Origin of the sequence: Nocardia asteroides, assembly GCF_021183625.1 — a bacterium.
Taxonomy (GTDB): Bacteria; Actinomycetota; Actinomycetes; order Mycobacteriales; family Mycobacteriaceae; genus Nocardia; species Nocardia asteroides_A.
Map to the genome: position 1 here is coordinate 6,854,438 of NZ_CP089214.1, position 23,299 is coordinate 6,877,736.

A 23,299-nucleotide genomic window follows, 5' to 3' on the forward strand; every position below is an offset into this window, starting at 1 on the left:
TCAGGGGGTCGGCTCGCCGACCCGGTCGAGATAGGCGTCGGCGCTGTCCACCGGGGCGGGCTGGGAGAAGATCTCCACCGCCATCGCGGCCTGGACCAGCGAGTACACGAGGTACAGCAGGTTCAGCGCGTCGTCGGGCAGGTCGTCGAGCGGGAACTTGTCGCAGTAGACGATGGCGTCGTCCAGCCGCGGGAAGAAGGCGTCGTAGAAGTCGGTCAGCTCGGCCATGGTGCTGGCCAGGCGCTTGTTCCAGCGCTCGGACTCGGTGGGCAGGCACCAGATCGGCGCGAAGCGCTCGAACTCGGCGAAGGCCGCGGGCAGCATCGGCATCAGCGCGCCGCCGCCCCGTGGAAGGCGCCGACCCAGTCCGCGACGGCCCGGTGGAAGTGGCGCACCAGGATCTCCTGGTCGTTCACCGGGTAGTCGGTGATCCCGGCGGTGCGGTACGCCTGCTCCAGCGCGGTCTGGGTGCCGGTGAGCATGCCGGCGTCCTGCAGCGCGAACTCCTTGAACACCACCGAGGAGACCTCGTGCTCGACCCGCTTGCGCACCGAGTCGGCCGGCTGGTAGCAGAGCGTGCCCTCGAAGGTGTGCGTGTTGTGCGAGGTCGGCCAGTAGCGGTAGATCAGGTACCAGCCGCGGTAGAAGAGGATCTCGACGTTCGGGAAGATCTGGAAGTTGTCGATGCCCCACGGCTCGATGCGGCCGGGGTTGATGCCGGGCGGCAGCTCCCCGATGTCCGGCGATTCCCACGGCCCGACCAGGCCGCTGCGGGTGACCCGCTCGATCGGGTACATGAACTCCGGCGGCAGCGTCCAGCGGCGCGCGCCGCCGGTGCTCACCATCCGGTGCGGGCCGTCCAATTGGTAATGGGCGCAGGTGAATCCGGAGTCCGGCTGGCGCACAGCGCCCGGCACCTGCTGCGAGTGCAGCCCCGGCACGTGGTAGTACTCCTGGAAGGCGTCGGCGAAGAGCTTCCAGTTGCTCGCGTTCTCCGCCTTGAAGTCGTAGCGCTCGGTCATCCGGTCGAACGGGTAGTCGGCGAGCGCGCCGACCATCGGGCCGAGGAACTCGGTGAGCGTCTGCGGCGGCTCCGGCGCCAGGTTGATGTAGACGAACCCGGCCCAGATCTCGCAGTGCACCGGGACCAGCCCGAACTCGCCCTTGTCCAGCCCGAAGAACTCGCCCTCCTGCTGCACGAAGTTCAAGCCGCCGTCCAGGCCGTAGCGCCAGCCGTGGTACTTGCAGGTGAACTGGCGGCAGGTGCCGGAGACCTCCTCGCGCGGGAACTCGCTCCACACCAGCTTGTTGCCGCGGTGGCGGCAGACATTGTGGAACGCCCGCACCTCCTGGTCACGCCCGCGCACCACCAGGATCGAGGTGCGCGCGATGGCGATCTCCTTGGTGAAGTAGCTGCCGACGCGCGGCAGCTGCTCCACCCGGCCGATATTGAGCCAGGCGCGTTCGAAGATCGCGGTGCGCTCGAGTTCGTAGAACTCCGGGGAGACCGAGTCCTCGAAGGACATCGGCCCGGTCCCCAGGTCCGGGTAGTGCTCGGTCCAGCTGCCCGCCGCGGGCTTGGGCCAATCGGTCATCGCGGTACTCCTTCGTCGGGTCAGATGACGGTGCCGCCGTTGACGCCGACCACCTGGCCGGTGATGTAGCGGGCATCGTCGGAGCAGAGGAACGCACAGGCCGCGGCGATGTCGTCGCCGGTGCCGAGGAAGCCGACCGGGATCGCGTTCGCCATCGTGGCGCTGTCCGGTAGATGGCCCGCGGCCTGCGAGGAGCGCGACATCGGGGTGTCGATCCCGGACGGCGGAATGGTGTTCACCGTGATGCCGCGCGCGGCGTACTCGCGCGCCAGCCCCTTGGTCATGGCGATCACCGCGCCCTTCGAGGCGGTGTAGTGCACCATGCCCGGCGAGCCGCGCTGCGCGCTGGAGGAGGAGATCGTGACGATCCGGCCCCAGCTCTGAGCCAGCATGTCCGGCAGCACCGCCTGCACGCAGTGGAACGTGCCGGTGAGGTTCACCGCGAGCACCCGGTTCCAGGACTCGAGCGAGATCTCGGTGAAGGGCTGGAAGGCGACCAGCCCGGCGCTGGTGACCAGGATGTCGACCGGGCCGTAGGTCTCGCGGGTCGCGGCCAGCGCGGCGTCGACGGCGGCGCGGTCGGTGACGTCGGCGGCGAAACCCGCCGCGGTGTCACCCTTGTCGCGGATCTCGGCGGCGGCGCGCTCGGCGCCGGCGCCGTCCAGGTCCAGGATCGCCACCCGGTCGCCGCGGGCGGCGAGGCGCTGCGCGATGGCCAGCCCCATGCCGGAGGCGCCGCCGGTGACGACGGCGGTGTGGGATGAGGGCATCGGTTGGCTCCTAATCGTCGTAGTCGACCCGCAGCAGCGGGGTCGTCGGCACGGCCTGGCAGGTGAGCACCCAGCCCTCGGCCACCTCGTCCTCGGTCAGCGCGTCGTTGACGCGCATGACCGCGCTGCCCTCCGTCACCCGCGCGATGCAGGTGGCGCAGTTGCCCATCTCACAGGAGGAGGGCGGGTTCAGCCCGAGGATGCGGGCGATCTGCAGCACCGTGTTGCCGTCCCGGTGCTCGCCGGTGGCGGTGCGCCTGCCGCAGCGGACGGTCACCGTGGCCGGTAGGTCGGATGCCATGGCGTCCTCCGATCGGCGAGAGAGTTTGAGCACCCGGTTAAATTGATCGGGTGGTTAAAGTTATAAGGTGGGCCCGATCCCGATGTCAAGGGCCGATGGAGGTGGCGATGAAGACCGAGCGGGCGAGCAGGGCCGATGGCGCGGCCACCCGGGTCGCGCTGCTGGACGCGGCCGAGCAGATCATGCTCGACGAGGGCTACGCGGCGGTGAGTTCGCGGCGCCTCGCCGCGCGGGCCGGGGTGAACCCGGGGCTGGTGTACTACTACTACGACACCATGGACAACCTCTTCGTCGAGCTGTTCCGGCGCGGCGCCGAGCGCAGCTACCAGCACCAGCGCGAGGTGTTCGAGGACGCGCAGCCGCTGTGGGGGCTGTGGGAGGCCGTGCACGGGCAGTCGCAGACCGCGCTCACCATGGAGTTCATCTCGATGGCCGTGCACCGCAGGACTGTTCGCGCCGAGATCGCGGAGTCCTCCCGGCGCTTCCGCGAGCTGCAGCTCGAGGAGGTCGGGCGGATCCTGGCCGGCTACCGCGACGTGCCGCCGCCGTGGACCGCGACCACCGTGGTCATGCTCATGTCGAGCGTCTCCCGGCTGCTGCGGATGGAGGAGTTCTTCGACATCGACACCGGGCACGCCGAGACGGTGGCGGTGATCGAGGAATTCCTGCGCACGGTCGAGGGGGAGCGGGTGACGCTTCCCGCGGACCGGCCTCTGCCGCTACGCTGAGCGGGTGCACAGCGAGCCACGGCTGCCCCCGCTGCCGATCGAGAAGTGGGACGACGACGCCCGCGAACTGTTCCGCGGCAAGGTCGGCATGGCCGACCGCTACCTCTCCGGCGCCCCGGATGCCCCGCCGTTGCCGAACATCCTCGGCGTGCTCGGCCACCACCCCGAGCTCGCCGCCGCCTGGCTCGGCTACAACGGGCTGCTGCTCGAGCGCGGCACCATCGAGCCGCGCGCCCGCGAGCTGCTGATTCTGCGCGTGGCCTGGCGCACCGGCTGCCGCTACGAGTGGGAGCAGCACGTGCGAATCGCGTTGCGGCACGGCTTTCCCCCCGAGGAGGTGGCCGCCGTGCGGCACGGCCCGGACGCGGCGCTCTGGCCGCGCGAGGAGAGCCTGCTGCTGCGCGCCGCCGACGAGCTGCTCGCCGGGCACCGGGTCCGCGACGACACCTGGCGCGAGCTCGCCGCGCACCGCAGCGCCGCCGAGTTGCTGGAGCTGCTCTTCGTGGCCGGCTCCTATCTCTGCCTCGCCCTCGTCGCCAACAGCGCCGACCTGCGCCCCGACCCCGCCGCCGAGCCGCTGCCCGCCGGGCTGGAGTTCGACGGGCCGGAGTTCGACGGCGGATGAAGCCGCGCGCCCGGCTGATCAGCCCGAGGTGATGTCGCCTGCGAGCGGCGCGACCGCCGCGATGATCTCCTCGGTCAGCTCCCGCGACACCCCGGCGTCGGTGAGCGCGTCCGCGAGGTAGCCGGCCACCAGCCCGAAGTGGGCGAGCGTGATGCCGCGCCCCTGGTGCACCTGCTTCATCGGCGCGCCGGTGTACGGGTCGGGGCCGCCGAGCGCGGTGGCGAAGAACTCGACCTGTCTGCCGCGCAGCCGATTCAGGTTCACGCCGGTGAAGAACCCGGCCAGCCGGTCGTCGGCGAGCACCCGGATATAGAAGTCGGCGACGACTGCCTCTAGTGCCTCGTAACCGCCGATCCGGTCGAAGATGTTGTCGGGAGATCCGATGGAAGCTGGCATGAGAACATGCTCCGATCACGAAGAACAGGTCGAAAATCTGGGTAATAAGTTACCGTTGATTCTGCCTCGACGTCGAGAGTGGAGAACTGATGTACCCGAGCCGCTTCCCGTTCGTCAGCTTTCCGCACTGCTCGGGCAGGCACGTGTCGACGCTGCCGCAGGCCTTCCAGGCCACCGCCGCGATGCGCCCGGAGGCGGTCGCGCTGCGCGGGCTTGACCCGGCCCGCAGCTACACCTGGGCGCAGTACCGCACGGCCGTGCGCGCGATCGCGGGCGGGCTGGCCGCGCTGCGGGTGGCGCGCGGCGAGACCATCGCGCTGCTGCTCGCCAACCGCCCGGAGTTCCACCTGGTCGACACCGCCGCGCTGCACCTGGGCGCGGTGCCGTTCTCGCTCTACAACACCGCGGCGCCGGAGCAGATCGCCGAGGTCTGCGGCAATGCGGGCAACCGCGTGGTGATCACCGAGCGCGCGCTGCTGCCCCGGCTGACCCGCACCGGGCTGCACTTCGCCGCCGTCGTCTGCGTCGACGAGCCGGGGCCTGGCGCGATCTCGCTGGCGCAGCTGATCGAGAACGGCGACCCGGACTTCGACTTCGACACCCGCTGGCAGCAGGTGCGCCCGGACGACCTGGCAACCCTCACCTACACCGCGGGCACCACCGGCTCACCCAAGGGCGTCGAGCTGACGCACTCCAACATCCTGGCCCAGCTGGTCGCGCTCGGCGAGCACCTGCCCGCCGACTTCGACGACCGCATCGTCTCCTACCTGCCGGCCGCGCACATCGCCGACCGGATCACCGCGCACTACGCGGGCATGACCCGCGGCATCCAGGTGACCTCGCTGGCCGACCCGGCCCGGATGGGCGAGGTGCTGACCGAGGTGCGGCCGACCGTGCTCTTCGGCGTGCCCCGGGTGTGGCAGAAGGCGCGGGCCGGGATCGAGAGCGCCATCGAGGCCGAGCCGCGCCGGGCGAAGCGCGCGGTGGCGGGATGGGCGCTGCGCACCGGCAGCGCGCACGCCAGGGTCGAGCTGGCGGGCGGGCGGCCGGGCCCGGTGCTGCGGCTGCGGCTGCGGATCGCGGACCGGCTGGTGCTGCGCACGATCCGCGCCGGGATCGGGCTCGACCACATCCGCTTCGCGGCCTCCGGCGCGGCGCCCATCGCGGCGGAGGTGCTGGCGTACTTCCACGGCCTCGGCATCCGGCTCACCGAGGTCTGGGGGCTCTCCGAGGCGGCCGGGGTCACGACGACGACCACCGCCGACAACCCCGGGCTCGGCACCGTCGGCGCGCCGCTGCGCGGAGCCGAGGTGCGGCTGGCCGCCGACGGCGAGCTGCTGGTGCGCGGCCCGATGGTGATGCGCGGCTACCACCGCGACCCGGACCGCACCCGCCGCGCCTTCTACCGCGGCGACTGGCTGCGCACCGGCGACCTCGGCGAGCGCGACGAGGCCGGCAACTACCGCATCGTCGGCCGCCGCAGCGACATGATCATCAACGACTCCGGCAAGAACATCGCGCCGTCCCGGATCGAGAACGCGGTGCGCGCGGCCTCGTTCCTGGTCGGCAACGTGGTGGTCTTCGGTGAGCAGCAGCCGTTCCTGACCGCGCTGATCACCCTGGACACCAGCGCCATCGCCGCGGACGCCGCGAGCAACGGGGTGGTGGCGGCCGACGTCGCGATCCTGGCCGGGCGCCCCGCCATCCGGCAGCGGATCACCGAGGCGGTGCGCGAGGGCAATGCCAGGGTGTCGCGGCCGGAGCAGATCAAGCGCTTCGTCCTGCTCGACCACGTCTGGGAGCCGGGCAGCCCCGAGCTCACCCCGAAGCTCACCGTGCGCCGCGACGTGGTGGCGAAGCGCTACGCCGAGCTGCTGGAATCGCTCTACACCGAGGCGCCGGACCGGCACCTGGTGACCGAGGTCCCCGCCCCGGCGGAGCCGCGCCCGCGACGCTCCGGCATCCGGCGGCTGCCGCGCTCGGCGTGACTACGGCTCCGGCGTGTCGCGGGCGCGCGCCCACCGCAGCCGGTGGCTGGCCGCCGGCTCCGGATCCGGTTGCGCGGCCGTGGGTTCGGTGTCGTATCCGGGGTGGTCACCGCAGGGGTCGACGCGGCCGACCAGGATCATCGGAATCTCCAGTGCTGTGCTCATCGGGTTCAGCACAACACATTTCGAGCCGCGCCGTTGCGCGCTTCGCAGCCTTCGCAGCAAATCCTTTTGTCGCGCCGACTGGTCGGTCCGAACTGTGCAAATGCACTTACATCCGAAATCCGGCAATTTCCTAGCGATGTTCGGTGGGCGCCCGCTCGGGCGGCCGTGCCGAGGCCGAGCCCCCGCGGTCAGCCGCCCCACGGCCCCTCGGTCTGCACGCAGCGCAGCCCCTGTACGTCATCGGGCAGCCGTACCACGCCCTCCTTGCAGGTGAAAACGGTGCGCGCGGCCGGAAACTCGAGCCGCAGTGGCTGCCGGACCGACCCCGACGGCGCGCCGTCGGAGGCGCTGCAGTTCTCCCGGCCGGTGGTGACCCCGGTGATGTTCTGGTCGAGTAGCCGGCAGCTGTAGGTCGGCACGATCAGTGGCTCGGCCCCCGCGGGCGCCACCACCAGCCCGCCGCCGATCACGGCCCCGAACACCAACGCCGCCGCTCGATCGCGCCACCACATCGCCACCACCTCCCGGGACGGAAACACCCGCCCGCATACTCGTCGTTACCGGGTACCCCGTGCGCCGGTCCGGTAAGCGGTGACCCCGCTCTCGCCGAACCCGGACCCGGCTCCGAGGTTCGCTCTCGGCCCGGCGGTAACCCGTTGACCAGGCGGAAGACCTTTCGCAGACTACGCAGATTCACCGAATCGCCTCCGCAAAATACGCGCTGTGCGACGTATTCTCCGGTACCGCCTCCGCTTGTAGCGTTCGGCTCGAAGCGATTTTCCCGCGACGACCGGAGGCATCGGCCCGTGCAGAATCATCTCGTCCGCACCCACCCTTCCGCGGCGGACTTCCCCCGCGAACAGCACCTGGCGTGGCGGATCGCGGAGGTAGCCGCCGACCCCGTCGCGGTCGCCCCGGAGACCGAGGAGATGATCGTCAACCGGATCATCGACAACGCCGCGGTCTCGGTGGCGGCGCTCACCCGGCGCCCGGTCGCCAACGCCCGCGCCCAGGCGCTGGCGCACCCCTACTCCCCGGGCGCGACCGTCTTCGGCGCGGACGGCCGCTACTCCCCGGAGTGGGCGGCCTGGGCCAACGGCGTCGCGGTGCGCGAGCTCGACTTCCACGACACCTTCCTGGCCGCCGAGTACTCGCACCCCGGCGACAACATCCCGCCGATCCTGGCGGTGGCCCAGCACGCGGGGCGCTCCGGCCGCGACCTGATCCGCGGCCTCGCCACCGGCTACGAGATCCAGATCGACCTGGTCCGCGCCATCTGCCTGCACCGGCACAAGATCGACCATGTGGCGCACCTGGGTCCATCGGCGGCGGCGGGCATCGGCACGCTGCTCGGGCTGGACACCGCGACGATCCACCAGGCCATCGGCCAGGCGCTGCACACCACCACCGCCACGCGCCAGTCGCGCAAGGGCGAGATCTCCAGCTGGAAGGCGTACGCCCCCGCCTTCGCCGGGAAGATGGCGGTCGAGGCGGTGGACCGGGCGCTGCGCGGCGAGGGCGCCCCCGCCCCGATCTGGGAGGGCGAGGACGGCGTGATCGCCCGGCTGCTCGGCGGCCCGGACATCGAGTACTCGGTGCCGCTGCCCGGCCCCGGCGAGCCCAAGCGCGCGATCCTGGACTCCTACACCAAGGAGCACTCCGCCGAGTACCAGAGCCAGGCCCCGATCGACCTGGCCAGGCGCATGCGCGGGCGGATCGGCGACCTGGACCGGATCGCCTCGATCGTGCTGCACACCAGCCACCACACGCACGTGGTGATCGGCACTGGCTCCGGCGACCCGCAGAAGTTCGACCCGACCGCCTCGCGCGAGACCCTCGACCACTCGGTGCCCTACATCTTCGCGGTCGCGCTGGAGGACGGCACCTGGCACCACGAGCACTCCTACACCCCCGAGCGCGCGCAACGCCCGTCCACGGTCGACCTCTGGCACAAGATCTCCACCGCCGAGGACCCGGAGTGGACCCGCCGGTACCACTCGACCGACCCGGCCGAGAAGGCGTTCGGCGCGCGCGCCGAAATCACGCTGACGAGCGGCGAGGTGCTCACCGACGAGCTCGCGGTCGCCGACGCGCACCCGCTCGGTGCCAGGCCCTTCGCCCGCGAGCAGTACATCGCCAAGTTCCGCACCCTTGCCGATGGGGTGGTGGAGCCCGCCGAGCAGGATCGTTTCCTCGAGGTGGCGCAGCGCACGGGCGAGCTCGCCGCGAGCGAGCTGTCGGAGCTCACCTTCACCGTCTCGGCGGATGTGCTCGCCCGCGCGCCCCGCTCCCCGAAGGGCCTCTTCCGATGACGGGGCTGCCGGTAGCGGCCACCTCGGCCGCCGACAAGCGGATCGCGTTCCGCACCGGGCTGACCTCCGGGACGATCCAGCGGCTCCCCGGCGCCTTCAACCCGCTGGTGGCGAAGCTGATCCAGGAGATCGGGTTCGAGGGCGTCTACGTCTCCGGCGCCGTGCTCGCCGCGGAGCTCGGGCTGCCCGACATCGGGCTCACCACGCTCACCGAGGTGGCCGGGCGCGGGCAGCAGGTGGCCGGGGTCACCGACCTGCCGGTGCTCATCGACGCCGACACCGGCTTCGGCGAGCCCATGAGCGCCGCCCGCACGGTCACCGTGCTCGAGGACGCCGGTATCGCCGGGCTGCACCTGGAGGACCAGGTCAACCCCAAGCGCTGCGGGCACCTGGACGGCAAGGCGGTCGTCCCGGTCGAGGAGATGCTGCGCCGGCTCACCGCCGCGGTCTCCGCCCGCCGGGACCCGAACTTCGTGATCTGCGCGCGCACCGACGCCGCCGGGATCGAGGGCGTCGATGCCGCCATCGATCGTGCGAAGGCATACGCCGAGGCGGGCGCGGACCTGATCTTCACCGAGGCGCTGCACACCGTCGCCGATTTCGAGAAGTTCCGGGCGGCGGTCGGAATCCCGCTGCTGGCGAACATGACCGAGTTCGGCAAATCCGAGCTGATCCCGGCCCCGGTGCTGGAGCGGATCGGCTACAACGCGGTCATCTACCCGGTGACCACGCTGCGGCTGGCCATGTTCGCCGCCGAGCGGGGGTTGCGCGAGATCTTCGCCGAGGGAACGCAATCGGGGCTGCTCGACCGCATGCAGCACCGCTCCCGGCTCTACGAACTGCTGCAGTACGAGCGCTACAACGAATTCGACTCCGCCATCGTCGACTTCACTCTCGGAAGGAACCCCTGATGCCGGATATTCACAAGGGCCTGGCGGGCGTCGTCGTCGACACCACCGCCATCTCCAAGGTGGTGCCCGAGACCAACTCGCTGACCTACCGCGGCTACGCCGTGCAGGAGCTGGCCGCCACCTGCTCCTTCGAAGAGGTCGCCTACCTGCTCTGGAACGGCGAACTCCCCGGCCACGCCGAACTGGAACGCTTCCAGCAGCAGGAGCGCGCCGCCCGCCGGGTCGACCGCTCGCTGCTCTCGCTGGTCACGAAGATGCCCGACACCTGCCACCCGATGGACGTGGTCCGCACCGCCATCAGCTACCTCGGCGCGGAAGACACCGCCGCCGAGGACAACTCGCCGCGGGCCAACCGGGCCAAGGCGCTGCGCATGTTCGCCGTGCTGCCCACCATCGTCGCCGCCGACCACCGGCGCCGCCACGGCCGGGACCCGATCGCCCCGCACTCGCATCTGGGGTACGCGGAGAACTTCCTGAACATGTGCTTCGGGAAGGTCCCCGCGCGGGAGCTGGTCGCGGCGTTCGAGGTCTCGCTGATCCTCTACGCCGAGCACAGCTTCAACGCCTCGACCTTCGCCGCGCGGGTGGTCACCTCGACGCTGTCGGACATCTACAGCGCGGTCACCGCGGGGATCGGCGCACTGAAGGGCCCCCTGCACGGCGGGGCGAACGAGGCCGTCATGCACCACATGCTCGAGATCGACGACCCGGCCCGCGCCGCGGAGTGGCTGCGCGCCAAACTCGCCCACAAGGAGAAGGTGATGGGCTTCGGCCACCGGGTCTACAAGAACGGCGACTCCCGGGTGCCGACCATGAAGCGGGCGTTCCTCGATATCGCCGCCGCGACCGACGGGCAGAAGTGGGTGCGCATGTACGACATCCTCGAACGCGCCATGGGCGAGGCCACCGGGATCGAGCCGAACCTCGACTTCCCGACCGGCCCCGCCTACTACCTGCTCGGCTTCGACATCGAGATCTTCACCCCGATCTTCGTCATGAGCCGGATCACCGGCTGGACCGCGCACATCATCGAGCAGGGCGAGTCCAACGCGCTCATCCGGCCGCTGAGCGAATATATCGGCGTGCCGCAGCGCCCGGTCGTGGCGTAGTCAGCGCAACCGGTGCCTCGCCAGCAGTTCGTAGTCCCCGAGCACGTCGCCGATCGCCCCGTCGGCGACGATCCTGCCCCCGTCCAGGATCACCGCGCGGGAGCAGACCCGCTCGGCGTACGGCAGGTCGTGGGTGACCAGCAGCAGCGTGGCCGGCAGCGTCGCCAGGATCTCGGCGAGCTCGCGGCGCGCGACCGGGTCGAGGTTGGCGGCCGGCTCGTCGAGGACGAGCACCTCGGGGCGGCAGGCGAGCACGGTGGCCAGCGCGGCGCGGCGGCGCTCGCCGAGTGAGAGCCGGGTGGGGGAGCGGTCGGCGCGGCCGGTCATGCCGACGGCCCGCAGCGCGAATTCGACCGCTTCGGCGAGTTCGGTGCCGCGGACGCCGAAGTTGTGCGGCCCGAAGGCGACGTCCTGGGCGACGGTCGGCATGAAGAGCTGGTCGTCCGGGTCCTGGAACACCACCCCGACCCGCCTGCGGAGCTCCCGCACGGTCCCGCGCTCCAGCCGGGTGCCGCCGATCACGACCTCGCCCGCGCTCGCCGTGAGCACCCCGTTCAGGTGCAGCATGAGCGTGGACTTCCCGGCCCCGTTCGGGCCGAGCACAGCGACCCGCTCGCCCGCCCGCACGGTGAGCGAGAGCCCGTCCAACGCCCGGGTGCCGTCCGGGTAGGCGAAGGTCAGGCCGGTGAGGCGTACCGCGGGTTCGGTGCTCACCGGGCCAACCACGCGCAGGCGCAGACACCGGCGGCGGCCAGCACCAGCGCGCCCGCCGCCAGCCAGTCGCGCGGCGCGGCGGGCCGGGCGCCGAGCGCGGGGACGCTGCCGGTGAAGCCACGCGAGAGCATGGCCAGGTGCACCCGCTCGCCGCGCTCGTAGGAGCGCAGGAACAGCGCCCCGACGCCGCGCGCGGTCGCCGCGACCTGGGCGAGCGAGCGCGGGTCGTCGCCGCGCGAGATCCGGGCCAGCCGCATGCGGGCTGCCTCGTCCGCGATCACGTCGACGTAGCGCAGCATGAGCACCACGATGGTCACGATCAGCCCGGGCACCCGCAGCCTGGTCAGCCCGCCCGGCAGCTCGCGCACCGCGGTCGTGGCCGCCAGCGTCAGCGAGATGCCGACGCCGAGCGTCCCTTTCGCCACGATGCCCCAGCCGGCCCAGAGCCCGGCCGTGGAGAGCGACAGCCCGAGCAGCGCGGTCCGCGGCTCCCCGGCGGCGAAGGGCAGCAGCAGCGCCAGCACCAGGAACGGCAGCTCGATCAGCATCCGCGGCGCGATCCAGCGCAGCGGGATGCGCGCCGCCGCCCACAGCGCGAGCAGCCCGGCCGCGAAGAGGGCGTACGGCCAGACCGTCTCGCGCGGCGTCGCCACCACGGCCACCACCAGCAGCACCGCCCCGGCGATCTTCACCTCGGCGGGCGCCAGGTGCAGCGCGGAGGCGCCGGGCAGGTAGAGCCGGTCCGCCCTCACCCGGCCCGGCTCCGGCTCGGCCGCGCCGCGAGCAGGACCCGGACCAGCGCGAACAGCGCGGCGAAGGTGGCCGCCGCCCCGAGGATTCCGGCGAGGCCGGTCAGCGTGGAGTCACCCCCGATGGTGTAGTCGGCCAGCGGGGAGCCGGCGAGCCCGTGGTCCTCGGCGCGCTGCGCGATGCACTCGCCCTCCAGCTGCTCGGCGACCACCGTGCAGCCGCGCTGGGTGGTGGCGTCCAGCCCGTCCGGCTGCGAGCTGGCCAGGTACGACAGCGCCCCGGCCACCAGCACGGCGGCCGCGGCGAAGCCGAACAGGAAGGCGTTCAGCGAGACCCTGGGCGCGCTCGTGCTGCGCAGCAGGTACACCAGATCCGGCCTGGCCTTCGCCACCGCGACCACCGTGACCGCGGTGATCAGCCCCTCCCCGATACCGATGAGCGCATGCGTGACCAGCATGTATCCGGTGACCGCGCCGAGCGTCGACCCGGCGGCCCCGCCGATCGCGTACTCCAGCACGAAGCCGAGCGCCGCGCACAGCGTTCCGGCGAGCGCCGCGACGAACGCGACCACCCCGATACCCCCGCGCCGCGCGAACACCGGCAGCAGCCCGCGCGCCACCAGGTACCCGGCACCCACCCCGATCAGCGCCATATTGGTGATGTTGGTGCCGAGCGCGCTGAGCCCGCCGTCGGCGAAGAGCAGCGCCTGCACCACCAGCACGATCGCCACGCAGAGCGCGCCGACGCAGGGGCCGGCCAGGATGGCGGCGAGCGCGCCGCCGAGCAGGTGCCCGCTCACCCCCGGCAGGATCGGGAAGTTCACCATCTGCACCGCGAAGATGAAGGCGGCCACCAGCCCCGCCATCGGCGCGGCGCGCTCGTCCAGCTCCGCCCGCGCCCGCCGGGCCGCGAAGCCGAGCCCGGCGACGGCGAGCACGGCGAAGACCGCGGAGGTGGGGGCGTCGACGATGCCATCGCTCATGTGCATGGCGGAGGTGCTGACGTTCACCCGCCGGAACATTACTCGGAATATCTGAACATGCAGACCGATATTTGGAGCGGGCTGGCCTCGCCGCCCCCTGACCGGCAGAGTGGAGCCGTGCCCGCCCCCACCTCGCTCGGCCACGAGCCCGCCGTCCCCGGCCTCGACGTCACCGGGATCGCGGGCTGGGCGCAGCGCTTCGAGCTGCTGGCCGACGCCAACCGGCTGCGGCTGCTGGTGTGCCTGCACCACACCCCGGACCAGAACGTCACCGAGCTCGCCGCCGCCGTCGGCATGAGCGCCACCGCCGCCTCGCATGCCCTGCGCATCCTGCGGCACCAGGGCTGGGTGACCTCGACCAGGACCGGGCGGATCGTGCGCTACCGGCTCACCGACGAGATCATCCACCGGTTGCTGCACTGGATCGGCGCCCCGCACGCCCCCGCCCCGCGCCCGGACTGAACCGGCGAGGCTTCCCCCTCCGCCCCGGATCACACCTCGGTTCTCGTCACGACATGGCCGGGTGCACCGCGGGTAGTGCGCGCAGCGATTCATCCGCAACCAGCGCGTAACGAGGTCGAGCACATGACGGGTACCACCACACCGCAGCAGGTCATCGCCTCCTTCAACGACTACCCCCCGGCGCAGGAGCTGGTCGAGCGGCTCGCCGACGGCGGCTTCCCGGCCGAGCAGGCGCAGATCGTCGGGAAGGGGCTGCGCACCGTCGAACAGGTCACCGGCCGGACGACCGCCGCCCGCGCGACCGGCGCCGGCGCGGCGGCCGGGGCCTGGATCGGGGTGCTGCTCGCGCTGCTGACCGTGGCCTTCGCCGCGGCCCCCGCCTGGCAGGCGCTCGCCCTCGCGGTGCCGGCCGCCGCGCTGTGGGGCGCGATCGCCGGCGCCGTCGGGTACCGCGCCACCAGGAACCGCCGCGAGCTGACCGGCGTGCACACCCTGGTCGCGCACAGCTACGACGTCCGCGTCCCCGAGGAGCGCGCCGACGAGGTGACGCGCAGCCTGCGATCGGGCGGCCGATGAATTCGTTTCGCCGGGGCCCGCACGGGTAGCGCGGGTCCGACCCCGACCCCGATGAGGAGAGCCATGCGAGCGATGGTGTACCGCGGTCCCTACAAGGTCCGCGTCGAAGAGAAGGACATGCCCGCGATCGAACACCCCAACGACGCGATCGTGCGGGTGCAGCGCGCCGCCATCTGCGGCTCGGACCTGCACCTCTACCACGGGATGATGCCGGACACCAGGGTCGGCACCACCTTCGGCCACGAGTTCATCGGCGTGGTCGAGCAGGTCGGCGGCTCGGTCCGCTCGCTGGTCCCCGGCGACCGGGTGATGGTCCCGTTCAACATCTACTGCGGCTCGTGCTGGTTCTGCGCGAACGGGCTGTACTCCAACTGCCACAACGTCAACCCGAACGCCACCGCGGTCGGCGGCATCTACGGCTACTCGCACACCTGCGGTGGCTACGACGGCGGGCAGGCCGAGTTCGTGCGGGTGCCCTTCGCCGACGTCGGCCCGTCAAAAATCCCGGACTGGCTCGACGACGAGGACGCGCTGCTGTGCACCGACGCCCTCGCCACCGGCTACTTCGGCGCGCAGCTCGGCGACATCCGCGAGGGCGACGTGGTCGCGGTCTTCGGCGCGGGCCCGGTCGGGCTCTTCGCGGCGCAGTCGGCCTGGCTGATGGGGGCGGGCCGGGTGATCGTCGTCGACCACCTCGAGTACCGGCTGGAGAAGGCGAAGCAGATGGCGCACGCGGAGGTCGTCAACATCGCCGACTGCGCCGACGTCGTGGTCGAGATGAAGCGCAGCACCGGGTATCTCGGCGCCGACGTCGCCATCGACGCGGTCGGCGCCGAGGCCGACGGCAACCTGCTCATGCACGTCACCTCGGCGAAGCTGAAGCTGCAGGGCGGCTCCCCGGTCGCGCTGAACTGGGCCATCGACTCGGTGCGCAAGGGCGGCACGGTCTCGGTGATGGGCGCCTACGGCCCGATCTTCAGCGCGGTGAAGTTCGGCGACGCCATGAACAAGGGGCTCACCATCAACACCAACCAGTGCCCGGTGAAACGGCAGTGGCCGCGGCTCTTCTCCCACATCCGCAACGGCTACCTGAACCCGAAGGAGATCATCACCCACCGCATCCCGCTGGAGCACATCGCCGAGGGATACCACATCTTCTCCGCCAAACTCGACAACTGCCTCAAGCCGGTCATCGTGCCCGACGCCGCCTGAAGGAGCCCCCCGTGACCTACACCAGCGAGCACCCACCCGTCCCGAGCGCCGACGAACTGCGCGCCCGCATCCCCGGCTGGGGCGCCGACCTCGACCCGGGAGATCGGCCTGCCGTGCCCAAACTGCGCACCGAGGACACCGGCGCGCACTGGGACTTCCCGGAGCGCCAGCCCGAGACCACCCCGCGCGAACGCTCCATCGAGCACGCCTTCCTCACCCCGGTCTTCGGCACCTCGGCGCCGCTGCGCGGGCTCTCCGGGCAGCTCCGGCGGCACGCCTACCGGCGCTACAGCGAGGGGAGGGCCGCGCACTGGCTGCTGCTCGTCCTCGCCGACCGGGTCGACGCCTGGGAGAGCCACCTGCGCTCGTTCGCCACCGCCCGCCCCGACAACCCCGTCACCGAGACCGGCATCCGCGCCGAGTTCACCCACGGTGGCGTGCGCTCGCGCACCGGCACCTCCCGCATCGACCGCAACCACCAGTGGCTGGATCCGATCCTGGTCGCCGGGCCGTGGATCGCGGGCGGGGTGGTCGCCGCGCGCACCGCCCGCGCGGTCGGGCGGCGGGTCCGGTTGAGAAAGTGATCCGGGGGTACTGCACGGAAGCGCCCGGGCCGCGGTGAAGTACGTCGATATCACGATCGTCCGGACGTGGTGCGTCGTCCGTGGGCGGGTCCAGCAGCGCGGCTCGTCTCGGGCGGCGCTCGCGCACGTCACGGCGCGGCCGCGCTACGGCCGCGAGTCGCCCGCGGCCTCGGCGGCGATCCGCGGGAACTCCGCGCCCATCCGCACCGGCTCGAGCGCGGCCGGGCTGGTGAACACCACGTCGTCGAGCAGTTCTTCGATGGCGGCGGTGTCGCGGGCTTCGACGGCCGCGCGGAATGGGTGCATCGGACCTCCTCGTTTGGGTCGGTCGAGGGTAGACACAAAGTACGGCAGCGGCGCCGTTGACTACGTTTACGCCCCTTAAACTATATTAAGGGGCGCGCTGTTCGCGTTTGTGTCGGTCGAGAGGAGGCGCCGTGAGCTGGCCGCCGCACCGCACCGAGACCAGGGAGTGGAACCCGCGCACCCGGCAGGGCTCGCGCGCCGACCGGACGCTGAAGACCGTGGAGGTCTCCGTTCCGCCGCTGATCGGCGCCCTGCCTGTGGATCTCACCCGCGGAGTCGCCCGCGTGCACGAGGAGGCGATCATCGCCGTCGTCCGCCTGGAAGCGGGCTGCGGCGAGCACCTGGCGCCGCTCTCCGACTTCCTGCTGCGCAGCGAATCGGTCGCCTCCTCGAAGATCGAGCACATCGACGCGGGCTGGCGGGCATTCGGCAGGGCGCTGGCCGGTGGGAAGGCCAGCGACGAGGCCAGGTCCCAGCTCGCCGCCGTGCAGGCGCTGATCGCGATGGTCGACGCGGCGGGCGACGGCGCCATCGAACTCGGCGCACTTCTCGAGGCGCACCGCTTGCTCATGGCCCCGGATTTCTACACCGCCCGTGCTTCCGGCACCTTCCGGGAGGTGCAGAATTGGATCGGCGGCAGCGACTACACCCCGATCGACGCGCTCTACGTGCCCCCGCCACCGGAATCCGTCGACGAGCTGATGACGGACCTGCTGACCTTCGCGAACCGCACCGACCTGCCCGTCCTCGCCCAGGCCGCGATCGCGCACGCCCAGTTCGAGTCCATCCACCCGTTCACCGACGGCAACGGCCGCATCGGCCGGGCACTGATCAGCGCGATCCTGCGTCGCCGCGGCCTGACGCGGCGCGTCACCGTTCCGATGGCCTCGGTCATGCTCGCCGACGTCCGCCGCTACTTCGACCGGCTGACCCGGTACCGGGCCGGTGACGCGGAGGGGTTCGTCGACTACGTCGCGCGCGCCGCGATCGTCTCCAGCGAGGCCGCGCGCGACTCCGCCGGTGCGCTGGCGGAGCTCCCCGGCCGCTGGCGCGAGATGGCGCGGCCGCGGGGGAATTCCGCGGATGAGAAGATCATCGACGCCCTGCTCGACACGCCGATCCTGAATGCCGACACAGCTCAGCGGATCACCGCGACCAGCGATGCCAGCGTTTATCGGGCGCTGGACAGGCTCGTGGAGGCGCGGGTGCTCGAACCGCTCTCGGCGAGTAAGCGCGATCGGATCTGGGCCGCCACCGACGTGCTCGCGGAGCTCGACGCGCTGAGCGCGGCCATCGGTAAGCGCACGGCCGAGCATCTCTGATCCCGGATCAGCCCCGCTCCACCGTGGACAGCCGGTGCACCCCGTCGAACCCCTTCAGCGCGACCTCCCGCGTCCCGGTCACCGCGATTCCGGGCAGCGCCGCCACCTCGTCCCGCACGGCGGCGCTGACCAGCACCTCCGCCCCGCCCGCTGCTCCGGCGACCCGCGCGGCCATCGCCACGTTGCGGCCGAAGAGGTCGTCGCCGCGGCGCACCGAGCGGCCGGTGTGGATGCCGATCCGGACCCGGACCCGCTCCTCGGCCTCGGTGCCGCGGGCGAGCGCGGCCTGGATGTCGAGCCCGCAGCGCACCGCCTGCCCGGCCTCGGCGAAGGCGATCATGAAGCCGTCGCCCTGGCTCTTGATCACGTGCCCGCCGTGCGCGGCGACCTGCTTGCCGACCAGCCGCTCGTGCCTGGCGAGCAGCCGCACGAAGGCGCGGTCGCCGAGCCGTTCGTTGAGCGCGGTCGAGCCCTCGATGTCGGAGAAGGCGATGGCGACGTGGCCGTCCGGGGCGAGCGTCGCCAGATCCGGCCGCTCGACCTGCGCCCACCCGGCCAGATCCTCGATCGAGCTGAGCAGCGCGCCACGGAAACCCTTGCGGCGCAGCAGGCTCGCCGCACTCCAGACCGTCTTCACGGCCTCGCGCCCGCCGCTCACCCACGCCTGCCTGGCATCGACCCGCCGCCGCGCCTCCGCGAGCTCGCGGCGGGTGCGGGCCAGCGCGACGCCGAGCGCGATCAGCCCGGCCGCCTCCAGGGCGGCGATCAGCACGAGCAGGAGTTCGAGCGACACGGGCAACCGCCGAGGGGTCGAGGTGGGCGCGGACCTCACCGACCCTAGCGGCGATTCCCTGCGCTCCCCGCCTCCGGCAGACCGGCCCGGCCAAGAGCCCCGTTTTCCCGCCGTTTCGGGTCCGCGGTTGGTGACGACCGTGTGCAATGGGGGGCATGAGCAGAGTGGCAGTCGTCCTCGGTGCGTGTGTCTTCGCGACGGTGTCGGTGGTGGTCGCGCCAACGGCGCAGGCCGCCCCGGTCTGCGCGGGCGCCGGCCAGCCGACGCTGCCCGCCGCCTCGATCGCCGGCGCGCTGGAGGGGCTCACCGTCGACGCCCGCGGGCGCGCCTTCACCACCGATATCGCGACCGGCCGGGTCTTCCGGATCGATGCGCCCGGCGCCGCCCCCGTCCCCATCGGCACCGTGCCGAGCGGTGGCGGCGGCGCGCTGGCCTGGACCCCGGACGGCGGGCTGCTCGTCGGCTACGGCGCCGACGCCAGGGCGCTCGCCGGTGACGTGCTGCGCGCCGCGGGCATCGTCCGCATGGACCCCGACACCGGCGCCACCACCCCGGTCGCCGCCGGGCTCAGCGCCGCCAACGGCCTGGCGGTCGCCGGCGACGGAACCATCTACGCCACCAACGATTTCGGCAGCCTCGTCGGCCGCGTGGCCCCCGGCGGCGCCGTGCAGGCGGACTGGGCGAGCCTGCCGAGCGCGAACGGCGCCGTCCTCGACCGCGCGGACGAATACCTCTACGTCGGCCGCACGTTCAGCAACCCCGGTGTGAGCCGCATCCCGCTGGCGAACCCGGGCGCCCCGCAGTCCCTGCTCGACCTCGGCGGCGCCGACGCGCTCGCCGCGCCCGACGGGCTGACCCTGGACTCCGCGCAGCGCCCGATCGTCCCGTTCAACACCGCGGGCCAGGTGGTCCGGGTCGACGCACCCCAGCGGTACTGCGTGCTGAGCAGCGGAAACCCGTCCACCAGCGTCGTCACCTACGGTCGCGGAGCGAGCGGCTTCGCGGCGGGCAGGCTCTTCGCCGCGACCTTCACCGGCTCGATCTACGAGATCCCCGGCGGCTTCGACCCGGCCGCCACCACCGCCGCGCCCTGATCCGGGTCCGGCCGGCCGCGACGCCGCTCGGCGGTGGTGCGCCCGTGCTTCTCGAGCGCGGCGGGGCAGTGCCCGCAGGTCCGGACCGCTACCGAGGAGCATCCGGCGGCTCGAACCCCAACTGCTCGGCGTAGCGCGCGCTGAGCTCGGCCCAGCCGTGCTCGAGCGCCGCCGGGCCCGTGATCGGCCCGACCGGGGTGCCCGCGAGCAGCAGCTCGACCACGTCGAGGCAGACGTGCCAGCCCGCGGCCACCATGGGCGACGTCGCCCGGTCGGTGAGCCGGTGCGTGAGCCGCAGCCGGGTGCCGTCGCCCGCGGCGGTGAGCTCCCAGCGCAGGACGTCGGTGTCCCAGGTGAACTCGAGCAGCGCGGGCGGGTCGGCGGCGGTGATCTCGCCGGGCATCTCCCGTTCTTCGCCGTCGTCGATGGCGATCAGGGTGACCGGGCCGGTGGCGGTGAGCGGGCGGTCGGCGGTGTAGGGGGCCCACTGCCGCAGCTCGTCCGGGTCGGTCAGCGCCGCCCAGACCGCGGCGGGCGGCTGCGGGAAGTCACGGGTGAAGACCAGTGCCCACCTGTCACCGCTGCGGGTGACCTCGGCGTGCCGGAGCGGGCCTGGCTGGTAGGAATTCGTGGTCACGGTGGCGGGTCCTTCCGGTCGAGATGCCGGGCGAGGGCATCGAGGTGGTTGTCCCAGAGCCGCAGATACGGCGTCAGCCAGCCCTCGAACTGCTGGAAGGGGGCGGCGGCGAGCCGGTAGATCCGCCGCTGCCCGGCCACCTCGACGGTGACGAAGCCGGAATCGCGCAGCACGCGCAGGTGTTTCGAGACCGCGGGTTGCGGCAGCTCCAGGTGTTCGACGAGCTCGCCGACGGTCGCCTCGCCCGTCCGCAGCCGCTCCAGGATGCGGCGGCGCTGGGGTTCGGCCACCACCGAGAACGGGTCACTCGTCACCGCTCAAACATACCTCTAGAGGCATATGCCTGGCAAGGCATATATAGCCGTTGGGCGTGGCTGGTGGTTGTGCTGGTCGCCGCGCCGGTGGGCATTGCCCCGGTGCGACGCTGGACGCAGCCGAGAGCGGCCCGGCTCGATGCGAGCCGGGCCGCTGCGGACCGTCTGCGGGGGTGAACTACTGGCTGGGCTGCGGGACGTCGATATCGCAGTCCGCCTTCGGGTTCGCGCCGAGGTAGTTCAGCGGGCCCGCGATGATGGTGAGCGCGATGGTGCCGGTGCTGGCGCAGTTGGTCGGCGCGCTGTCGTAGTAGTTGCGCTGCGCTCCGGCGATCACACCGATGAGCAGCCAGACCAGCACGATCACACCGATCAGGCTGGTATTGCGGGTAGCGGGGCGGCGGCGGGCGAAGGTGGGCATCTCGACTCCTGAGCTGGGGTGGACTGATTCGGCAATGCCCGATCCGCGCCGCGGGAAACGCTGTCCCGCCGGAGTTTCCGCCGCGGTCGGTGCCCACACCCGGGTGGTCGGCGGCGACGACGTCAGTAGGAGTTCTTGATGACGAAGTAGGAGCCGCGGATCGTCCCCGCCAGCTTCGACTTCTGCCGCGCGAACTTGAACGCGCCGAGCTCGTCCGGGATCTCCATCCCGTCCGAGAGCTTGAACCCCACCGCGCGCTTCCCGCCCTCCGCCAGCGTGTACAGCACGTTGACCGCCAGCCCGTCCGCGTAGAAGACGTAGGTGAACCGGATGCCTGCCACCTCGAACGCGGTGGCCTGCAGCGGCGGGGCGGCGATGGTGATCCCGCGCTCCTCGGCCAGGATCCGGCGCACGTACTCGACGGCCGCGCGCGCCTCGGCCGCCGGTTCGACGGTGAAGACGTGGTCGTACTTGTTCCGGAAGTAGCGGGCCTCGTTGGCGCGCAACCCGGCGAGCGCCGCCGCGACCGGCGAGCTCTCCAGCCCCGCGGTCGAGACGGTGCCGAAATCAACGGTGTCGGCCATGGTGAACTCCTCGATCCCTCGGCGAAGTCACTGCGCACCGGACTCTAACAGCGGAGCGGCCGCCGACCCGGGGGATCGGCGGCCGCTCCGATGGATGTCAGGAGATCTTGCGGCGGTAGGTGCGCATGGCGAACAGGTAGGCCAGCGCGAGGATGCCGAGGCACCAGCCCAGCGCGATCCAGATATCGGTGCCGACCGGCTGCTCGGCGAAGAGCGCCCGGACCGCGTCGATGATCGAGGTGACCGGCTGGTGGTCGGCGAAGGCGCGCAGCGGCGCCGGCATGGTGTCGGTGGGTACGAAGGCCGAGCTGATGAAGGGCAGGAAGATCAGCGGGTAGGAGAAGGCGCTCGCCCCGTCCGCGGTCTTGGCCGAGAGCCCCGGAATGACCGCCACCCAGGTGAGCGCCAGGGTGAACAGGGTCAGGATGCCGAGCACCGCGAGCCAGGCCAGCGGGCTCGCCCCCGACCGGAACCCCATGAGCAGCGCAACCAGCACCACCACCGTGAGCGAGATGAGGTTCGCGACCAGCGAGGTCAGCACGTGCGCCCACAGCACCGACGAGCGCGCGATCGGCATGGACTGGAAGCGCTCGAAGATGCCGCTCTTCATGTCGAGGAAGAGCCGGAACGCGGTGTAGGCGATGCCGGAGGCGACCGTGATGAGCAGGATGCCGGGCAGCAGGTACTGCACGTAGGAGTCCGACCCCGACTCGATCGCGCCGCCGAAGACGTAGACGAACAGCAGCATGAAGGCGATCGGCAGCACCGTCGTGGTGACCACGGTGTCGACGCTGCGCGCGATGTGCCGCAGCGAGCGCCCGAGCAGCAGGGCGGTGTCGGCGAAGAAATACCTGGTCATCACTTGTCCTCGGAGATGGTTTCGGTGCCGACGAGTGCGAAGAAGACGTCCTCGAGGCTGGGTTGTTTCTCGACGTACTCGATCTCGGCGGGCGGCAGCAGCGCCTTCAGCTCGGTGAGCGTGCCGTCGACGATGATCTCGCCGCGGTGCAGGATCGCGATCCGGTCGGCGAGCTGCTCGGCCTCCTCCAGGTACTGGGTGGTGAGCAGCACCGTGGTGCCGCCCGCGGCGAGCTCCTTGACGGCATCCCAAACCTCGATGCGGGCCTGCGGGTCGAGCCCGGTGGTCGGCTCGTCCAGGAAGATGACCGGCGGGTTCCCGATCAGGCTCATGGCTATGTCCAGGCGGCGGCGCATGCCGCCGGAGCAGGTCGCCACCCGGCGCGCCCCGGCGTCGGTGAGCGAGAACCGCGCGAGCAGGTCGTCGGCGATTTCGGCGGCGCCCTTCAGGTGGCGCAGCTTCGCGATCAGCACCAGGTTCTCCCGGCCGGTCAGGATCTCGTCGACGGCCGCGAACTGGCCGGTGAGGCTGATGGATTCGCGCACCTCGGCGGGGTCGGCGGCGGCGTCGAAGCCGTTGACGCTCGCGGTGCCCGCGTCGGCGCGGAGCAGGGTGGAGAGGATCTTCACGACCGTGGTCTTGCCCGCGCCGTTCGAGCCGAGCAGGGCGAAGATGCTGCCGCGGGCGACCTCGAAGTCCACGCCGCGCAGGACCTCCAGCTCTCCGTAGGACTTGCGCAGGCCGTGGACCCGGATGGCCGGGGGGTGTTGTGTCGTCATAGGACGCTCC

At 71.8% G+C, this 23,299-nt stretch carries 29 protein-coding genes and 2 pseudogenes; 12 read left to right on the plus strand and 19 right to left on the minus strand.

All coding sequences use genetic code 11. The annotated features are described in order from the left end of the window. From LTT61_RS31835 to LTT61_RS31850, 4 genes are read right to left on the minus strand one after another with little or no spacing between them, the layout of a single operon-like run. A complete protein-coding gene (locus LTT61_RS31835) occupies window positions 1–330 on the minus strand; it encodes a hypothetical protein (protein ID WP_233017700.1) in 330 nt (109 codons plus the stop codon). Further along, a complete protein-coding gene (locus LTT61_RS31840) occupies window positions 330–1,595 on the minus strand; it encodes an aromatic ring-hydroxylating oxygenase subunit alpha (protein ID WP_233017701.1) in 1,266 nt (421 codons plus the stop codon). Before LTT61_RS31840 ends, LTT61_RS31835 begins: the two co-directional genes overlap by 1 nt. Before the next feature lie 20 nt (window positions 1,596–1,615). Next, window positions 1,616–2,365 carry an SDR family NAD(P)-dependent oxidoreductase gene (locus tag LTT61_RS31845; protein WP_233017702.1) on the minus strand — a complete coding sequence of 250 codons (750 nt, stop codon included), beginning with the start codon at window positions 2,363–2,365 and terminating at the stop codon, window positions 1,616–1,618. 10 nt (window positions 2,366–2,375) lie between these two features. After that, window positions 2,376–2,666 carry a 2Fe-2S iron-sulfur cluster-binding protein gene (locus LTT61_RS31850; protein ID WP_233017703.1) on the minus strand — a complete coding sequence of 97 codons (291 nt, stop codon included), beginning with the start codon at window positions 2,664–2,666 and terminating at the stop codon, window positions 2,376–2,378. Between the two features lie 107 nt (window positions 2,667–2,773). On the opposite strand from LTT61_RS31850, the gene LTT61_RS31855 reads away from it, so the two are divergent. Together LTT61_RS31855 and LTT61_RS31860 are read left to right on the plus strand one after the other, a co-directional pair. Next, on the plus strand, window positions 2,774–3,394 hold the full coding sequence (locus LTT61_RS31855) for a TetR/AcrR family transcriptional regulator (protein WP_233017704.1): 621 nt from the start codon (window positions 2,774–2,776) through the stop codon (window positions 3,392–3,394). 4 nt (window positions 3,395–3,398) lie between these two features. Further along, window positions 3,399–4,019, plus strand: coding sequence for a carboxymuconolactone decarboxylase family protein (locus LTT61_RS31860; protein WP_233017705.1), 621 nt, complete (start codon window positions 3,399–3,401; stop codon window positions 4,017–4,019). Window positions 4,020–4,037: 18 nt separating this feature from the next. On the opposite strand, the gene LTT61_RS31865 is transcribed toward LTT61_RS31860, so the two are convergent. Beyond that, a complete protein-coding gene (locus LTT61_RS31865; RefSeq protein WP_233017706.1) occupies window positions 4,038–4,415 on the minus strand; it encodes a group I truncated hemoglobin in 378 nt (125 codons plus the stop codon). Between the two features lie 89 nt (window positions 4,416–4,504). Between LTT61_RS31865 and LTT61_RS31870 the strand changes: the two genes are divergently transcribed. Continuing rightward, window positions 4,505–6,403: an AMP-dependent synthetase/ligase gene (locus LTT61_RS31870; protein ID WP_233017707.1), complete on the plus strand. Its 1,899-nt coding sequence runs from the start codon at window positions 4,505–4,507 to the stop codon at window positions 6,401–6,403. Here the strand turns inward: LTT61_RS31870 and LTT61_RS31875 are convergent, their stop codons facing one another. Together LTT61_RS31875 and LTT61_RS31880 are read right to left on the minus strand one after the other, a co-directional pair. Next, window positions 6,404–6,568, minus strand: a complete 165-nt coding sequence (locus LTT61_RS31875; RefSeq protein WP_233017708.1) for a hypothetical protein — start codon at window positions 6,566–6,568, stop codon at window positions 6,404–6,406. It abuts the gene before it with no gap. A 188-nt stretch (window positions 6,569–6,756) separates the two neighbouring features. Then, complete coding sequence (locus tag LTT61_RS31880) at window positions 6,757–7,107, minus strand: hypothetical protein (RefSeq protein ID WP_233017709.1); 351 nt, start codon at window positions 7,105–7,107, stop codon at window positions 6,757–6,759. Window positions 7,108–7,374: 267 nt separating this feature from the next. Between LTT61_RS31880 and prpD the strand changes: the two genes are divergently transcribed. Genes prpD through LTT61_RS31895 form a run of 3 tightly spaced genes read left to right on the plus strand, consistent with a single transcriptional unit; the run spans window position 7,375 to window position 10,900 of the window. Then, window positions 7,375–8,880 (plus strand): 2-methylcitrate dehydratase PrpD, encoded by a 1,506-nt coding sequence (gene prpD / locus LTT61_RS31885; protein ID WP_233017710.1) that lies wholly within the window; start codon window positions 7,375–7,377, stop codon window positions 8,878–8,880. After that, window positions 8,877–9,791, plus strand: a complete 915-nt coding sequence (prpB, locus tag LTT61_RS31890) for a methylisocitrate lyase (protein ID WP_233017711.1) — start codon at window positions 8,877–8,879, stop codon at window positions 9,789–9,791. Before prpD ends, prpB begins: the two co-directional genes overlap by 4 nt. After that, the gene (locus tag LTT61_RS31895) at window positions 9,791–10,900 is read left to right on the plus strand and encodes a bifunctional 2-methylcitrate synthase/citrate synthase (protein WP_233017712.1); all 1,110 of its coding nucleotides are present in this window, start codon (window positions 9,791–9,793) and stop codon (window positions 10,898–10,900) included. Before prpB ends, LTT61_RS31895 begins: the two co-directional genes overlap by 1 nt. On the opposite strand, the gene LTT61_RS31900 is transcribed toward LTT61_RS31895, so the two are convergent. The 4 genes and pseudogenes from LTT61_RS31900 to LTT61_RS31915 all read right to left on the minus strand — a co-directional run. Next, entirely contained in the window at window positions 10,901–11,614 is a 714-nt protein-coding gene (locus LTT61_RS31900) for an energy-coupling factor ABC transporter ATP-binding protein (protein WP_233017713.1), read from the minus strand. It lies immediately after the preceding gene. Further along, window positions 11,611–12,366: a cobalt ECF transporter T component CbiQ gene (gene cbiQ / locus LTT61_RS31905; RefSeq protein WP_233017714.1), complete on the minus strand. Its 756-nt coding sequence runs from the start codon at window positions 12,364–12,366 to the stop codon at window positions 11,611–11,613. Before cbiQ ends, LTT61_RS31900 begins: the two co-directional genes overlap by 4 nt. Continuing rightward, window positions 12,363–12,731 carry a PDGLE domain-containing protein gene (locus LTT61_RS31910; protein ID WP_233021275.1) on the minus strand — a complete coding sequence of 123 codons (369 nt, stop codon included), beginning with the start codon at window positions 12,729–12,731 and terminating at the stop codon, window positions 12,363–12,365. The genes cbiQ and LTT61_RS31910 overlap by 4 nt, the downstream gene beginning before the upstream one ends. Further along, window positions 12,705–13,352 (minus strand): annotated as a pseudogene (locus LTT61_RS31915) (energy-coupling factor ABC transporter permease); the annotation flags it as partial. The gene LTT61_RS31910 and the pseudogene LTT61_RS31915, both read right to left, overlap by 27 nt. Window positions 13,353–13,403: 51 nt before the next feature. Here LTT61_RS31915 and LTT61_RS31920 point away from each other — a divergent pair. From LTT61_RS31920 to LTT61_RS31935, 4 genes are all read left to right on the plus strand, one after another. Then, window positions 13,404–13,808, plus strand: a complete 405-nt coding sequence (locus LTT61_RS31920) for an ArsR/SmtB family transcription factor (protein ID WP_233017715.1) — start codon at window positions 13,404–13,406, stop codon at window positions 13,806–13,808. Window positions 13,809–13,931: 123 nt separating this feature from the next. Next, entirely contained in the window at window positions 13,932–14,384 is a 453-nt protein-coding gene (locus LTT61_RS31925; protein WP_233017716.1) for a general stress protein, read from the plus strand. A gap of 63 nt (window positions 14,385–14,447) precedes the next feature. Next, complete coding sequence (locus tag LTT61_RS31930; protein WP_233017717.1) at window positions 14,448–15,596, plus strand: zinc-dependent alcohol dehydrogenase; 1,149 nt, start codon at window positions 14,448–14,450, stop codon at window positions 15,594–15,596. Between the two features lie 11 nt (window positions 15,597–15,607). After that, window positions 15,608–16,180 carry a hypothetical protein gene (locus LTT61_RS31935; RefSeq protein WP_233017718.1) on the plus strand — a complete coding sequence of 191 codons (573 nt, stop codon included), beginning with the start codon at window positions 15,608–15,610 and terminating at the stop codon, window positions 16,178–16,180. Window positions 16,181–16,387: 207 nt separating this feature from the next. Here the strand turns inward: LTT61_RS31935 and LTT61_RS31940 are convergent. Further along, a pseudogene (locus LTT61_RS31940) lies at window positions 16,388–16,486 on the minus strand (nuclear transport factor 2 family protein); the annotation flags it as partial. 131 nt (window positions 16,487–16,617) lie between these two features. Between LTT61_RS31940 and LTT61_RS31945 the strand changes: the two are divergent. Next, the gene (locus LTT61_RS31945; RefSeq protein ID WP_233017719.1) at window positions 16,618–17,808 is read left to right on the plus strand and encodes a Fic family protein; all 1,191 of its coding nucleotides are present in this window, start codon (window positions 16,618–16,620) and stop codon (window positions 17,806–17,808) included. A 7-nt stretch (window positions 17,809–17,815) separates the two neighbouring features. Here LTT61_RS31945 and LTT61_RS31950 read toward each other — a convergent pair whose 3' ends face one another. Next, window positions 17,816–18,601: an adenylate/guanylate cyclase domain-containing protein gene (locus LTT61_RS31950; RefSeq protein WP_233017720.1), complete on the minus strand. Its 786-nt coding sequence runs from the start codon at window positions 18,599–18,601 to the stop codon at window positions 17,816–17,818. Between the two features lie 155 nt (window positions 18,602–18,756). Here LTT61_RS31950 and LTT61_RS31955 point away from each other — a divergent pair, with 155 nt between their 5' ends. After that, complete coding sequence (locus tag LTT61_RS31955; protein ID WP_233017721.1) at window positions 18,757–19,695, plus strand: SMP-30/gluconolactonase/LRE family protein; 939 nt, start codon at window positions 18,757–18,759, stop codon at window positions 19,693–19,695. An 88-nt stretch (window positions 19,696–19,783) separates the two neighbouring features. Here the strand turns inward: LTT61_RS31955 and LTT61_RS31960 are convergent, their stop codons facing one another. The 6 genes from LTT61_RS31960 to LTT61_RS31985 all read right to left on the minus strand — a co-directional run bounded on the left by LTT61_RS31960 (window position 19,784) and on the right by LTT61_RS31985 (window position 23,289). Beyond that, window positions 19,784–20,332, minus strand: a complete 549-nt coding sequence (locus tag LTT61_RS31960) for an SRPBCC family protein (protein WP_233017722.1) — start codon at window positions 20,330–20,332, stop codon at window positions 19,784–19,786. Next, window positions 20,329–20,646 carry an ArsR/SmtB family transcription factor gene (locus LTT61_RS31965; RefSeq protein ID WP_233017723.1) on the minus strand — a complete coding sequence of 106 codons (318 nt, stop codon included), beginning with the start codon at window positions 20,644–20,646 and terminating at the stop codon, window positions 20,329–20,331. Before LTT61_RS31965 ends, LTT61_RS31960 begins: the two co-directional genes overlap by 4 nt. A gap of 178 nt (window positions 20,647–20,824) precedes the next feature. Beyond that, window positions 20,825–21,067 carry a hypothetical protein gene (locus tag LTT61_RS31970; RefSeq protein ID WP_233017724.1) on the minus strand — a complete coding sequence of 81 codons (243 nt, stop codon included), beginning with the start codon at window positions 21,065–21,067 and terminating at the stop codon, window positions 20,825–20,827. A gap of 122 nt (window positions 21,068–21,189) precedes the next feature. Next, complete coding sequence (locus tag LTT61_RS31975; RefSeq protein WP_233017725.1) at window positions 21,190–21,651, minus strand: phage tail protein; 462 nt, start codon at window positions 21,649–21,651, stop codon at window positions 21,190–21,192. Window positions 21,652–21,748: 97 nt separating this feature from the next. After that, window positions 21,749–22,510 (minus strand): ABC transporter permease, encoded by a 762-nt coding sequence (locus LTT61_RS31980; RefSeq protein ID WP_233017726.1) that lies wholly within the window; start codon window positions 22,508–22,510, stop codon window positions 21,749–21,751. Then, window positions 22,510–23,289, minus strand: a complete 780-nt coding sequence (locus tag LTT61_RS31985; protein ID WP_233017727.1) for an ABC transporter ATP-binding protein — start codon at window positions 23,287–23,289, stop codon at window positions 22,510–22,512. The genes LTT61_RS31980 and LTT61_RS31985 overlap by 1 nt, the downstream gene beginning before the upstream one ends. Window positions 23,290–23,299 lie beyond the last annotated feature (10 nt).

What these genes read in the sequence shown, in the direction of transcription:
- LTT61_RS31835 (WP_233017700.1), bottom strand. Translation starts at nt 330, where the DNA reads ATGCCGATGCTGCCCGCGGCCTTCGCCGAGTTCGAGCGCTTCGCGCCG.
- LTT61_RS31840 (WP_233017701.1), bottom strand. Translation starts at nt 1,595, where the DNA reads ATGACCGATTGGCCCAAGCCCGCGGCGGGCAGCTGGACCGAGCACTAC.
- LTT61_RS31845 (WP_233017702.1), bottom strand. Translation starts at nt 2,365, where the DNA reads ATGCCCTCATCCCACACCGCCGTCGTCACCGGCGGCGCCTCCGGCATG.
- LTT61_RS31850 (WP_233017703.1), bottom strand. Translation starts at nt 2,666, where the DNA reads ATGGCATCCGACCTACCGGCCACGGTGACCGTCCGCTGCGGCAGGCGC.
- LTT61_RS31855 (WP_233017704.1), top strand. Translation starts at nt 2,774, where the DNA reads ATGAAGACCGAGCGGGCGAGCAGGGCCGATGGCGCGGCCACCCGGGTC.
- LTT61_RS31865 (WP_233017706.1), bottom strand. Translation starts at nt 4,415, where the DNA reads ATGCCAGCTTCCATCGGATCTCCCGACAACATCTTCGACCGGATCGGC.
- LTT61_RS31870 (WP_233017707.1), top strand. Translation starts at nt 4,505, where the DNA reads ATGTACCCGAGCCGCTTCCCGTTCGTCAGCTTTCCGCACTGCTCGGGC.
- LTT61_RS31875 (WP_233017708.1), bottom strand. Translation starts at nt 6,568, where the DNA reads ATGAGCACAGCACTGGAGATTCCGATGATCCTGGTCGGCCGCGTCGAC.
- prpB (WP_233017711.1), top strand. Translation starts at nt 8,877, where the DNA reads ATGACGGGGCTGCCGGTAGCGGCCACCTCGGCCGCCGACAAGCGGATC.
- LTT61_RS31895 (WP_233017712.1), top strand. Translation starts at nt 9,791, where the DNA reads ATGCCGGATATTCACAAGGGCCTGGCGGGCGTCGTCGTCGACACCACC.
- LTT61_RS31920 (WP_233017715.1), top strand. Translation starts at nt 13,404, where the DNA reads ATGCAGACCGATATTTGGAGCGGGCTGGCCTCGCCGCCCCCTGACCGG.
- LTT61_RS31925 (WP_233017716.1), top strand. Translation starts at nt 13,932, where the DNA reads ATGACGGGTACCACCACACCGCAGCAGGTCATCGCCTCCTTCAACGAC.
- LTT61_RS31930 (WP_233017717.1), top strand. Translation starts at nt 14,448, where the DNA reads ATGCGAGCGATGGTGTACCGCGGTCCCTACAAGGTCCGCGTCGAAGAG.
- LTT61_RS31955 (WP_233017721.1), top strand. Translation starts at nt 18,757, where the DNA reads ATGAGCAGAGTGGCAGTCGTCCTCGGTGCGTGTGTCTTCGCGACGGTG.
- LTT61_RS31970 (WP_233017724.1), bottom strand. Translation starts at nt 21,067, where the DNA reads ATGCCCACCTTCGCCCGCCGCCGCCCCGCTACCCGCAATACCAGCCTG.
- LTT61_RS31975 (WP_233017725.1), bottom strand. Translation starts at nt 21,651, where the DNA reads ATGGCCGACACCGTTGATTTCGGCACCGTCTCGACCGCGGGGCTGGAG.
- LTT61_RS31980 (WP_233017726.1), bottom strand. Translation starts at nt 22,510, where the DNA reads ATGACCAGGTATTTCTTCGCCGACACCGCCCTGCTGCTCGGGCGCTCG.
- LTT61_RS31985 (WP_233017727.1), bottom strand. Translation starts at nt 23,289, where the DNA reads ATGACGACACAACACCCCCCGGCCATCCGGGTCCACGGCCTGCGCAAG.